Annotated in this window: 10 protein-coding genes; 1 reads left to right on the top strand and 9 read right to left on the bottom strand. The window is 72.3% G+C overall.

Annotated elements, in window-relative coordinates; genetic code table 11:
• Positions 1–147 precede the first annotated feature (147 nt).
• The 9 genes from AB0M88_RS51190 to AB0M88_RS51230 all read right to left on the bottom strand — a co-directional run bounded on the left by AB0M88_RS51190 (position 148) and on the right by AB0M88_RS51230 (position 10,090).
• Entirely contained in the window at positions 148–663 is a 516-nt protein-coding gene (locus AB0M88_RS51190; protein ID WP_364115272.1) for an FxsA family protein, read from the bottom strand.
• 40 nt (positions 664–703) lie between these two features.
• On the bottom strand, positions 704–1,492 hold the full coding sequence (locus tag AB0M88_RS51195) for a polyprenol monophosphomannose synthase (RefSeq protein ID WP_364115274.1): 789 nt from the start codon (positions 1,490–1,492) through the stop codon (positions 704–706).
• Positions 1,489–3,111 (bottom strand): apolipoprotein N-acyltransferase, encoded by a 1,623-nt coding sequence (gene lnt, locus AB0M88_RS51200; protein ID WP_364115276.1) that lies wholly within the window; start codon positions 3,109–3,111, stop codon positions 1,489–1,491. The genes AB0M88_RS51195 and lnt overlap by 4 nt, the downstream gene beginning before the upstream one ends.
• A 472-nt stretch (positions 3,112–3,583) precedes the next feature.
• Positions 3,584–4,819: a glutamate mutase L gene (locus AB0M88_RS51205; RefSeq protein ID WP_364115278.1), complete on the bottom strand. Its 1,236-nt coding sequence runs from the start codon at positions 4,817–4,819 to the stop codon at positions 3,584–3,586.
• Entirely contained in the window at positions 4,816–5,181 is a 366-nt protein-coding gene (locus AB0M88_RS51210; RefSeq protein ID WP_364115280.1) for a hotdog domain-containing protein, read from the bottom strand. Before AB0M88_RS51210 ends, AB0M88_RS51205 begins: the two co-directional genes overlap by 4 nt.
• A complete protein-coding gene (locus AB0M88_RS51215) occupies positions 5,178–5,912 on the bottom strand; it encodes an OAM dimerization domain-containing protein (RefSeq protein WP_364115282.1) in 735 nt (244 codons plus the stop codon). Before AB0M88_RS51215 ends, AB0M88_RS51210 begins: the two co-directional genes overlap by 4 nt.
• The gene (locus AB0M88_RS51220; protein WP_364115284.1) at positions 5,909–7,462 is read right to left on the bottom strand and encodes a lysine 5,6-aminomutase subunit alpha; all 1,554 of its coding nucleotides are present in this window, start codon (positions 7,460–7,462) and stop codon (positions 5,909–5,911) included. The genes AB0M88_RS51215 and AB0M88_RS51220 overlap by 4 nt, the downstream gene beginning before the upstream one ends.
• Before the next feature lie 25 nt (positions 7,463–7,487).
• A complete protein-coding gene (locus AB0M88_RS51225; protein WP_364115286.1) occupies positions 7,488–9,026 on the bottom strand; it encodes an amidohydrolase family protein in 1,539 nt (512 codons plus the stop codon).
• A 5-nt stretch (positions 9,027–9,031) separates the two neighbouring features.
• Complete coding sequence (locus tag AB0M88_RS51230) at positions 9,032–10,090, bottom strand: L-erythro-3,5-diaminohexanoate dehydrogenase (RefSeq protein WP_364115288.1); 1,059 nt, start codon at positions 10,088–10,090, stop codon at positions 9,032–9,034.
• 133 nt (positions 10,091–10,223) lie between these two features.
• On the opposite strand from AB0M88_RS51230, the gene AB0M88_RS51235 reads away from it, so the two are divergent.
• The gene (locus AB0M88_RS51235) at positions 10,224–11,603 is read left to right on the top strand and encodes a lysine 2,3-aminomutase (protein ID WP_364115290.1); all 1,380 of its coding nucleotides are present in this window, start codon (positions 10,224–10,226) and stop codon (positions 11,601–11,603) included.
• Positions 11,604–11,696: the final 93 nt, after the last annotated feature.

The following is an 11,696-nucleotide window of genomic DNA, read 5'->3' on the forward strand; positions in this document are numbered from 1 at the left end:
GGCTGTGTTCACCCGGGTTGAGCGTGTGGGGGAACTTTTTGGGGGGGGTGGTCCACAAACACCAAAATCCCCCCAACCCCAATCATTACAACCCCCACCCCCCAAAACGCGTCCAAGAGCAAGAAAACCCCCGGGAGAAACCACCGATCAGCGAATAACTTCGCCCTCGACAACCTCACCCTCGATAGCCCCCACAGGCCCAGACGGAACCGGCTCCGGCGAATCCTCAACCGGAGACCCCCGCCGAACCTTGACCCGGCGAGGCCCGAACAGATCACCCACGGCCGCAGCCCCAAGACGCCGCCCGGCAAAGTTCTCAATGCCCCGACGGGCGAAAACCCGACCAGGCGGGAACAGCAGCAGAAGACCCGCGAGCGACGTGATGAACCCCGGCACCGCCAGCAGCAGCGCACCACCCAACCCGGCCAGCGCGTTGGACACATCAGCTCCCGGCGGACGCCCCTCGACGGCCGCGGCCTGGAACCGCCGCCACCCCCGGATGCCCTCGCGGCGCAGCAGTGCCAGCCCGCTCACGGTGAAGGCGAAGAGCAGCAGGACGGCCCAGCCTCCGCCGATCGCGTGCGCGACCGAGATGAACACCACGATCTCGGCGATCGACAGCAGGGCGAGCCCGACGGGTAACAGGGCCAGTGGACGACGCATCAGGCACCTCCGGTTTCCAGCATGACACGCCGGTGCGGGGTCACGGCCAGGTCGAGCCTTGCCGGGGTCTGCGGCCGACCATGCTGAGCAGGGTCTCCTTGCGGGCCTGCAGGCCCCACGTGGTGACCCTGAGCAGCTGTTCCTTGAAGATGTTGCCGCTCATCTTGCTGACGCCGTGTTCGCGCTCGGTGAACGTGATCGGCACCTCGGTGACGCGGAAGCCCTGCCGGTGGGCGCGCCAGGCCAGTTCGACCTGGAACGAGTAGCCGGTGGAGGCGACCGTGTCGACGTTGATCGCTTCGAGGACGGGCATGCGGTAGGCCCGGTAGCCGCCGGTCGCGTCCTTGAACGGCATGCCGAGGGCCATGCGGATGTAGATGTTGCCGCCGCGGGACAGCAGCAGGCGGCGCATCGGCCAGTTGTGGACGCTGCCGCCGGCGATGTAGCGGGTGCCGAGGACGGCGTCGTGGTCGCGGAGCTGGTCGAGTAGCAGGGTCAGTTCTTCGGGGGCGTGGGAGCCGTCGGCGTCCATTTCGACGACCGCGTCGTATCCCTTGTTCTTGGCCCAGGCGAAGCCGGCCTTGTAGGCGGCGCCGAGGCCTTCTTTGCCGGCCCGGTGGAGCACGAAGATGTGGTCGTCGGCGACCGCGATTTCGTCGGCGATGGTGCCGGTGCCGTCGGGTGAGTTGTCGTCGGTGACGAGGATGTCGACCGACGGGACCGCCCTGCGCACCCGGTCGGTGATCGACCGGATGTTGTCCGCCTCGTTGTAGGTGGGGATTACCACCAGCACCCGTCCCACTCCCGGGTAGCCCTCGGCTTCGGTCACCGTTCCTCCGCGTGTCGTGCATCCTCGTCGATGGTCGTGCGCCGGCGTCGCAGCGGCAGTGCGCCGGCCAGGGCGACGACGGTCAGGGCGACGCCCGCCCATTCGGGCCATTGGCCTAAACGAGTCGCCAGCGTAGTGGGTCCGCCCAGTCGCATGTCACGCAGTACCACCGCCGGGGTGTTGAATCCGGTGGCGCCGTGGACGGTGCCGCCGGTGTCGACGAAGCCGGACACGCCGACGGTGGAGACCATCAGGGAGTCGCGGCCGTGTTCGACCGCGCGCAGGCGCACCATGGCGAGTTGCTGTTCGGCTTCGGCGGTGTTGAAGGTGGCGTTGTTGGTCTGGACGGCCAGGATCTGGGCGCCGCCGGTGACGGTGTCGCGGACGATGCCGTCGTAGGCGACCTCGAAGCAGATCACGTCGCCGAGGACGGCCGGGCCGGTGCGGATCACCCCGGGGTGGTCGCCTTTGAGCATGTTCTGCACCAGGTCGACCTTGTCGGTGACGAGCCGGGCGACCGGGCGCAGCGGCATGTATTCGGCGAACGGGACCGGGTGCCGTTTGACGTATATCTGGCTGTGGTCGGGGCCGGTGCCGGGCTGCCAGAGGATGCCCGCGTTCTGGATGTCGGACGGCTTGTCGGTGCGCAGGACGGCTCCGACGAGGATCGGCGCGCCGATGTCGTCGGCGGCGGCGGTGATCTCCTGGTAGGCGTCGGCGTTCTGCAGCGGGTCGATGTCGCTGGAGTTCTCCGGCCAGACGACCAGGTCGGGTTTGCGGGCCTTGCCGTCGGCGACCTGGGCGGCGAGCTGGATGGTGGCGTTGACGTGGTTGTCGAGCACGGCCCGCCGCTGCTCGTTGAAGTCGAGACCGAGGCGGGGCACGTTGCCCTGGACGATCGCGACGAGTTTGCTGGTGGAGCCGGGCTGGGCGACCGGGACCGCGGCCGGGCCGGCGGTCAGGGCGGCCGCCGCGACAAGGAAGCCGGCCGCGCGCCACGAGCCGGGCGCCCGCCAGGACAGGGGGTGCCGCCAGAGCAGCGCGAACAGGGCGCCACCGGCGGCGGCGACGGCGAAGGTGACCAGCGGGGCGCCGCCGTACGCGGCGAGGCGCAGTGTCGGGGCGTCGCCCTGGCTGAACGCGAGCCGCCCCCACGGGAAGCCGCCGAACGGGGCCCGGTCGCGCAGCGCCTCCTGGCTGAGCCAGAGCAGCCCGGCGAGCGGCGGCCACAGCCAGCGGCGCCGGTCGAGTAGCGGGGACACCCAGGCCGAGGCGAGGCCGAGCAGCGCGAAGATGCCGGCCTGGGCGAACGACAGCAGCATCCAGGGCAGCCAGCCGGCGGCCAGCCGGGTCCAGTCGAGCAGGGGGACGAACAGGACGAGCCCGGCGATGAAGCCGGCACCGGCACCGGCGCGCAGGCGGCGGCGGTGGGCGGCCGCCGCGAACAGGGCGACCCCGGCCGGGGCGAGCCACCACAGACCGTACGGCGGGAGCGACAGCAGCAGCGCCAGCCCGGCGAGCACGGCCAGCCCGAGGGCGACCGGCAGTCGCGGGGGCCGCGGCGGGGTGGCGGGCGCGGTGACCAGCGACTCCGCGGGCGGCTGCAGCGTCAGTTCCATTCGCGAGAGGCTACCTGGCGAAGCTGCGGCGGGGACATAGGGCAGGACGGGATGCGACCCGGCCCGGGCCGCATCCCGTTCGCTTCTTGCGCTGCCCCCGCCCACGGCCGGTGGTGCCGGTGGATCTCGCTGTTGACCTTCGGACCGGCCCGGCCCGGACTGGCTGCCCGCGTCGTGCCGTTGTCTACTGACCCCGCTCGATCCCTCAACCCACCGGGGGCGCGACCTGTTCGTGCCGCCCGCCGACCCCCGCTCCCTGGACCTGGCTGAACGCGCGACCCCCCCAATTTCGGATATGCGAGGACGCCGTGGCCAGTGAGCGGAGGGACAGTACGAACATCGGCCGCTCGCCGTGTTCAGGAAAGAAAGACGTTACGTCGGCCCCCCGCCCCGCTGTCAACCGCCTCACCCGCCTCTGGCGTGTCGCATCATCGGCGTGTCTCGCCGAACACCCGATCGGGCCCCCGGAGTTCTACAGAGCGCTCAGGAGCCCGGCCGCAGCGTCACGATGATCAATGGCGAGCAGGCCGGCGGCGGCCAGGACGTACTGCTCGTCGACGACCGTGCGGGCCGAGCGCGGGGCCGGCCAGCCGCCGGCCGTGTCGCCGAGCACGGCGTCGAGCACGTACGCCCCGCCGCCGTGCCGCAACACCCCGCCGGAGCCGACCACCAGGCGTACGTCCCGCAGGTCCCGGCCGCCGGTGCGCGGCCGGCCCGGCCCGGGCGAGTGGCCGCGGGCGTGCCGGCGCAGCGCGATCATTCCGGCGGCGGCCGCCAGTTCCCGGTCGCCGGCCGGGGCCGGCAGTTTCTCGGCCGCCGCGGCCGCCACCGTGCCCGGCGCCCCGACGGCCACCCCCAGGTCGCCCTCGACGGTCCGGGACCGCCAGAGGAAGCCGGCCACGTCGCGGCGCGGCCCCGAGGTCAGCTCCGGGTCGGGCACCAGCGCCGAGTAGACGTCGGTGGTCGCTCCGCCGACGTCGACGACGAGCACGCCGTAGCCGGTCAGGTCGGCCAGCAGTTCCACCCCGGCGAGGACGGCGTCGGGGGTCGCCGCGCGGACCAGCGACGCGAACCGCCCGCCGCGCGACAGCCGCTTCCCGCCGATCACGTGCTTCAGGAAGACCGAGCGGATCGCCGCGCGGGCCGGCGCCGGGTCTAGCGAGCCGATGCTGGGCAGCACGTTGCCCGTCTCGGTCACGGCGATGCCCCGTTCGGTCAGCAGGGCGGCGGCGGCCGGGCGCGCCGCCGCGTTGCCCGCCACCACGACCGGGGTCCGCAGGCGGGAGGTGGCCAGCCGCCGGGCGTTGTGCAGCAGCGTCTCCTCGTCACCGCCGTCGGTGCCGCCGACCAGCAGGATCACATCGGGTCGCGAGGCACGCAGAGCGACGATCGCACGGCCGTCCAGCCGGCCGGCCGCCACGTGCACCACCTGAGCCCCGGCGGACAGTCCCACGCGATGCCCGGCCTCGGCGGTGACCAGGGCCTCGTAGCCGACGACGGCGAGCCTCAGGCCGCCACCCGCGCTGGAACACACATACAGCCGAGGGCCGCCGCCGACGGCGGCGACCGCCTGATCAAGGCCGGTCAGAACGTCACCCTGCGCGGTGGTCGGCACCTCGGCCCGGCGGACCAGCCGCCCGTCGTCGAGGTCGATCAGGGCGGCCTTCGTGTACGTGGACCCGACGTCCACGCAGACGGCGGTCGTCACGGCCGCGGGGGCACCACGACCGTGCCCGTCGCGGTCACGGCCACGATCGGCTCGTCGAGTACGGCCGCCCCGGAGCCCCCGGTCCCGCGGCACACGACGGTCGAGGTGAACTCGATCCGGCGCGAGCGGGTGCCCATCGTGACCACGGTCGCCGTCACCTCGAGCACGTCGCCCGCCTGCACGGGCGCCTTGAACTGCACGTCGTCGTAGGACGCGAACAGCCCCTCGTCGCCGTCGAGCCGGATGCACACCTCGGTCGCCACGTCGCCGAACAGCCCCAGCGAGTAGGCCCCGTCGACCAGGTTGCCGGCGTAGTGGGCGTGCGAGTAGGGCACGTAACGGCGGTGCGTGACCGTGATCAATTCCTGCTCCCGAGGAGGGCGTGGACGAGGTAGGAGGCGACTTCCCGCGGCGTGGTGCCGCGGGTGAAGATCCGGTCGACGCCGAGTTCGCCGGCCATCAGCTCGTCGAACCGGGGCCCGCCGACTATCAGCAGCGGCCGCTTGCCGGCCGGCAGCGCCTCCCGGAACGCGGCCGACATGGCCCGCGTGTTCTGCAGGTGGGCGTCGCGCTGGGTGACGACCTGGGAGACCAGCACGGCGTCCGCCTTCTGCGCCCGGGCGGTCTCGACCAGGTCGGGCACCGACACCTGGGCGCCCATGTTGGTCACCGACAGCTCCCGGTAGTACTCCAGGCCCTTCTCCCCCGCGACGCCCTTGAGGTTGAGGATCGCGTCGATGCCGACCGTGTGCGCGTCGGTGCCGATGCAGGCACCGACCACGTTGAGGCGCCGCCGGAGCCGGCGCTTGATCACGGCGTTGACCTCCTTGGCGCCGAGCAGCGGGAAGTCCCGCTCCACGATCTGCACCTTCTCGGTGTCGACCAGGTGCGCGACCTTGCCGTAGACGACGAAGAACGTGAACCCGTCCCCCATCGGCTTGGCGTGCACCAGCATCGCCGGATCCATCCCCATCTTCCCGGCGAGCTGCAGAGCGGCCCCTTCGGCCCGCTTGTCGTGCGGAATCGGCAGCGTGAACGACAGCTGCACCATCCCGTCCCCGGTGGTGTCCCCGTACGGCCGGACGATCGTCATGCTTCCAAGGCCTCCGTCACCGGGTTGTAGTAGTCGTCCTCGTGGCGGGCTACGCCGTCGAGGCCCTTGCCGCGGTCGGGTGGCCGCTTCATGATGCCGAAGGTGCCGTCGGCGATCGCCGTCAGCAGCGTGTCGTCGACGATCTTCTCCAGCAGGTCGACGGCCTCGCCGAGCACGTGGTGGGCGCGCGCCTGGATGAAGCCGCCCGGCGCCGGCACGAAGTCCTCGTGGAGGTTGCCGGCGCCGTTGAGGACGTAGCGGACGTTCTGCAGGGCGATGTCGCGGTCGGACAGCCACGGCGTGACGACGGCCTCGGTCATCATGCCGACCAGCAGGATGCCCTGGCCGGTCAGGGCGCCGGCCAGGTTGAAGAAGCCGTCCAGCAGGTTGCCGCGGAACACGTCGCCGGTCATGTGCTTGGTCGGCGGCATCCACTTCAGCGGCGCTGCCGGGAAGAGCTCCCGGGCCAGCAGCGCGTGGGCGAGCTCCATGCGGAACGAGTCCGGCAGGTCGGGGTTGATCTCGAACGCGTGGCCCAGGCCGAGCTGCCAGTTCTCGAGGCCGGCCTCGTGGGCGAAGTATTCGTTGAGCAACTGTGACACGGTCACGGTGTGGGCAGCCTCGACCGCGTCGGCCGTGGTCAGGTAGTTGTCCTCGCCGGTGTTGATGATGATGCCGGCGCGGGCGTGGACCTGGCGGGAGAACCGCTGGTCGACGAAGGTGCGGATCGGGTTGATGTCGCGGAACAGGATGCCGTACATCGAGTCGTTGAGCATCATGTCGAGGCGTTCCAGGCCGGCCAGCGCCGCGATCTCCGGCATGCACAGTCCGCTCGCGTAGTTCGTGAGCCGGACGTAGCGGCCCAGCTCCTTGGAGGTCACGTCGAGCGCCGCCCGCATCAGCCGGAAGTTCTCTCTCGTGGCGTAGGTGCCGGCGAACCCCTCCCGCGTCGCCCCCTCGGGCACGTAGTCGAGCAGCGACTGCCCGGTCGAGCGGATCACCGCGATGACGTCGGCCCCGGCCCGCGCGGCCGCCTGGGCCTGCGGAATGTCCTCGTAGATGTCGCCGGTCGCGACGATCAGGTAGATCCACGGCCGCTGCGTCGGATCGCCGTACCGCTTGATCAGCCGGTCCCGTTCGGCCCGCCGGCGGTCAACCAGCCGCAGGCCCCGGGTGGTCGCGGTTTTCGCGGCCCGCCGGGCCGCACCGGCCTCTCTTCCTTCCGGTACGCGGAAGCGAACCGAGCCCGCCGCCGCCTTCTGGGCCAGGACGGTCAGGTCGCCGCCCCCGTCCTCGGCCAGGGCCGCGAACACCGGCAGCGACACCCCGTGGCCCAGGCCGACGTCTTCGCGCACGGCGTCGACGAGCCGGTTGACCCACGGGATGCCGTCCGAGTCGGCGCCGGACACGCCGGCCAGGCGCAGCACCGCCCGCTCGACCGACACCGTGGTGTGGGACCGGGCCAGTTCGACCACCGGCCGGCCCGCCCGGGCGGCCAGCCGTCTGGCGGCACGGACCACCTTCGGGTCCAGATTCAGCTTCCCGGCCACGGTTCCCGCTCCTCTTCCTGTCCCGTTACGCCTGATAGATCGTCTCGCCGTGCAGCACCGTGCGGCGGCAGACCGGCCGCGGCGGCACCGCGCCGTCGGCGTCCGGCAGCAGCACCGGCAGGCCGCCCTCGACACCGCCCGGGGTGTCCCACACCGCGAAGGTCGCCGACGCGCCCGGGGCCAGCACCCCGACGCCGTCGACCCCGGCCGCCCGCCAGCCGCCCCGGCTCGACGCGGCGAACGCGGCCCGCACGGTCATCCGGTAGACCGGGTTGCGGGGCGCCGCGGCGGCAACCACGACCGCCCACGGGTCGAGCGCGGTCACCGGCGAGTCGGAGCCGAACGCCAGCGGCACCCCGGTCGCGTGCATCTGCCCGATCGGGTTGCTGGCCAGCGAGCGCTCGACGCCGAGGCGCTGCGCGTACATCCGGTCGGTGCCGCCCCACAGCGCGTCGAAGACCGGCTGCACCGAGGCGATCACGCCGAACTCGACCATCCGCGCGATCATCGCCTTGTCGATCAGCTCGACGTGCTCGACGCGGTGCCGGCCCTCGCGGATCCGGTCGGTGCCGGCCGACTTCGCGGCGATCGCGAATCCCTCCAGCACGGTCTCGATGGCCGCGTCGCCGATCGCGTGGAAGCCGCCCTGCACGCCGACCCGGACGCAGTCGAGCAGGTGCCGGCCGGCCTGCTCGGCGGTCACGAACGCCTCCCCGTGCCCGTGGTCGCCGTCGTGGTAGGGCGAGCGCAGCGACGCGGTGCGGGAGCCGAGCGCGCCGTCGGCGTACAGGTCGCCGGCCGCGCCGACCGCGCCCAGCTCGCGGGCCCGCTCGGCCCCGCCCAGCTCGCCCCAGTAGCCGAACACCTGCGGCAGGCCCTGACCGGACAGCGCCCGCACGGACAGGAAGTCCTGCTCGCTCGACGTGCCCGGGCCGCCGCACTCGTGGACTGCGGCGATGCCCAGCGACGCGGCCCGGCTCAGCGCGGTCCGCTGGGCGGCCGTGCGCTGGGCGGCGGTCAGCGCGCCGAGGGCCACCGCGCGTACGGCGTGATGGGCCTGCTCACGCACCCAGCCGGACCGGTCGAAGCCGGCGATGCCGGAGGCTTCGCCGAGGAGCGAGGCCGAGACCAGGGCCGAGTGCACCGAGGCCTGGGAGAGGTAGACCCGCCGGCCGCCGGCCGCCCGCTCGAGCTCGTCCGCGTTCGGCGGGGTCTGGTCGGACCAGGTCGACTCGTCCCAGCCGTGCCCGTGCACCACGCCGCCGGCCGCTCGGGTGCGGGCGAACGCGGCGACCGCGTCGAGCAGCGCGCCCGGCGACCGCACACCCGACAGATCCAGGCCGTCGACCGCCAGGCCGGTGTCGGTGGCGTGCTGGTGCGCGTCGACGAACGCCGGGGTGACCAGCGTGTCTTCCAGGTCGACCCGCTCGTCGGCGGACGGTGCGTCGGCGGTCTGGCCGAGCCACTCGATGCGTCCCCCGCGAACCAGCATGGCGGTCGCCCGCGGGTCGGCGGCGGAGTAGAAGCGTCCGTTCGAGAACAAAACCGAGGGGAGGTCAGTCATGCCGATCAGTGTGCCGCCACTCGCGCCTCGAACAACGCCCGGACCGCCGGGACACGGCGGAGCAGGTCGACCGCGAAGTCGGCGTGACCAGGAACATAACCGTTGCCGATGAGCATGGTCACGTCGGCGGCCAGGCCCTCCGCCCCCAGCGCGGCGGCCGGGAAGCTGGTCGCCATCGAGAAGAAGATCACCGTGCCGCCGTCGGCGGTCGACAGGATCGCGCCGTGCTCGCAGCCCGGCACGTCGACGCAGACCACGGTCACCGTCGCGGGGGCGCCCAGGGCCCCGGTCACCGCCTGCGACACCTCGAGCGGGTCGCGGGCGTCGGCCACCGCGATCACATCGGCCACCCCGGCTCCCCGCAGCGACTCGCGCTCGGCGTCGCTGACGACGATCCCGGCCGTACGCGCGCCGGCCAGCCGGGCCGCGGTCAGCGCGAGCGAACCGCTCTTGCCGGCGCCGCCGAGCACCGCCACCGTGACCTCCTCACCGGCCGGGTCGCGGCCGTAACCCCGCACGACCCGGTCGGTGAGCGCCGGGGCGCCGCACACGTCGTAGACCGCCAGGGCCAGTTCGGGGGCCAGGTCACCGGGCAGGACGCCGACCACCGAGCGGGCGAACAGCACGGCGGTGCCCTGGGCCGGGACCTGCTCGCCGCGGCCGTCCCAGTCCTTGAGCCCGTCGGTGATCCGCAGCGGGGTCAGGGTCAGCGACACCAGGGTCGCCACCCGGTCACCGGGCTTGAGTCCGAGCGGCGACCGCGGGCCGACCCCCTCGACCGTCCCGATCAGCATGCCGCCCGACCCGGTGACCGGGTTGTGCATCTTGCCCCGCGTGCCGATGATGTCGAGCACCTCGGCGCGGACCGCGTCGCCGTCCCCGCCGTGCTTCTCCGCCAGCTGGCGGAAGCTCGCCGCGTCGAGATTGAGCCGCTCGACCCGGATCAGCACCTCGTCGGCGGCGATCTCGGGGCTCGGGTCGAGCCGCCAGGCGGCCTGGGGCAGCACTCCCCGGGGCTCCACGACCCGGCCCGACCCCGCGCTCGCCGCCTCAGAAACCGTCATTCGCCCCATCCTTGCTCTTTCATCCCCCGGATAACAGAAGTTCTGTGACCCACAGCGTATACATACCGTAAATCCTCCGGCCTACCGGTTTCTAGACCGGAATTTCTCCGGTACGGTGGGGACGATCCGAGCTATGGAGGAACCGGTGACGATCCCCGAGGCAGGCCAGCCGTACGAATACCGCCGCCGCACCCTGGTCGAGCCCGACTGGACCCGGTTCCCCGGCTGGCGCGACGTCACCACGGCCCAGTGGGAAAACGCGCAGTGGCAGCGCGTGCACTGCGTCAAGAACATCAAGCAGCTGCGCGCGCTCATGGGCGACCTGCTCGACGAGAGCTTCTACGACGATCTCGCCACCGACCAGGCCCGCCTGGCGACCATGTCGATGCTGGTCACACCCCAGATGCTCAACACCATGGTGCCCGACCGGGTCCCCGACACGGCGTCGTTCCGGGCCGACCCGGTCCGGCGGTACATGATCCCGGTCGCCTCCGACCGCGACCCGGCCTGGCCGTCGCACCCGCACGCCACCCGCGACTCGCTGCACGAGCACGACATGTGGGTCGCCGAGGGCCTCACCCACCGCTACCCGACCAAGGTGCTGGCCGAGCTGCTGTCGACCTGCCCGCAGTACTGCGGGCACTGCACCCGGATGGACCTGGTCGGCAACTCCACGCCCGCCGTCGACAAGCTCAAGCTCACCCTCAAGCCGGTCGACCGCTACGACGCCCACCTGGCCTATCTCAAGGCCCACCCGGGCGTGCGCGACGTGGTCGTCTCCGGCGGCGACGTGGCCAACGTGCCCTGGAAGCAGCTCGAGGCCTACCTGATGGGCGTGCTCTCGGTGCCGACCGTGCGCGACATCCGGCTCGCCACCAAGGCGCTGATGGGCCTCCCCCAGCACTGGCTGCAGGGCGACGTCGTCGAGGGCCTGCAGCGGGTCGCGATCACCGCCGAGCGCCGCGGCGTCAACCTGGCCGTGCACACCCACGTCAACCACGTGAACTCGCTGACCCCGCTGGTGTCGCGCGCGGCGCGCATGCTGCTGGAGGTGGGCGTCCGCGACGTGCGCAACCAGGGCGTGCTCATGCGCGGGGTCAACGCGACCACGGCCGACCTGCTCGACCTGTGCTTCGGGCTGCAGGGCGAGGCCGGCATCCTGCCCTACTACTTCTACATGTGCGACATGATCCCCAACGCCGAGCACTGGCGGGTGCCGGTCTGGTGGGCCCAGCAGCTGCAGCACGACATGATGGGCTACCTGCCCGGCTACGCCACCCCGCGGATCGTCTGCGACGTGCCGTTCGTCGGGAAACGCTGGGTGCACATGCTCACCGAGTACGACCGGGAACACGGCATCTCGTACTGGACCAAGAACTACCGCACGTCGATCGAGAAGGACGACGCGGAGGCGCTGTCGAAGCTCTACGCGTACTACGACCCGATCGACACGCTTCCCCAGTCGGGGCAGGACTGGTGGAAGAAGCAGGAGGCGTCGGTCACGGCCGGCTGACCCCCCCGGGGAGGGGGCCGGGGGGGAACACCCCCCCCCCGCCCCCCGGGGGGGTGGCAGCGGGAAGCGGCGCGGGCGGGCGGGGCGGCCGGC

The organism is Actinoplanes sp. NPDC051411 (assembly GCF_040682075.1).
GTDB lineage: Bacteria > Actinomycetota > Actinomycetes > Mycobacteriales > Micromonosporaceae > Actinoplanes.

Bases quoted from the DNA above. Each gene is read 5' to 3' on its own strand.
- AB0M88_RS51190 (WP_364115272.1), bottom strand. From the start codon at position 663: ATGCGTCGTCCACTGGCCCTGTTACCCGTCGGGCTCGCCCTGCTGTCG.
- lnt (WP_364115276.1), bottom strand. From the start codon at position 3,111: ATGGAACTGACGCTGCAGCCGCCCGCGGAGTCGCTGGTCACCGCGCCC.
- AB0M88_RS51215 (WP_364115282.1), bottom strand. From the start codon at position 5,912: ATGACGATCGTCCGGCCGTACGGGGACACCACCGGGGACGGGATGGTG.
- AB0M88_RS51225 (WP_364115286.1), bottom strand. From the start codon at position 9,026: ATGACTGACCTCCCCTCGGTTTTGTTCTCGAACGGACGCTTCTACTCC.
- AB0M88_RS51230 (WP_364115288.1), bottom strand. From the start codon at position 10,090: ATGACGGTTTCTGAGGCGGCGAGCGCGGGGTCGGGCCGGGTCGTGGAG.
- AB0M88_RS51235 (WP_364115290.1), top strand. From the start codon at position 10,224: ATGGAGGAACCGGTGACGATCCCCGAGGCAGGCCAGCCGTACGAATAC.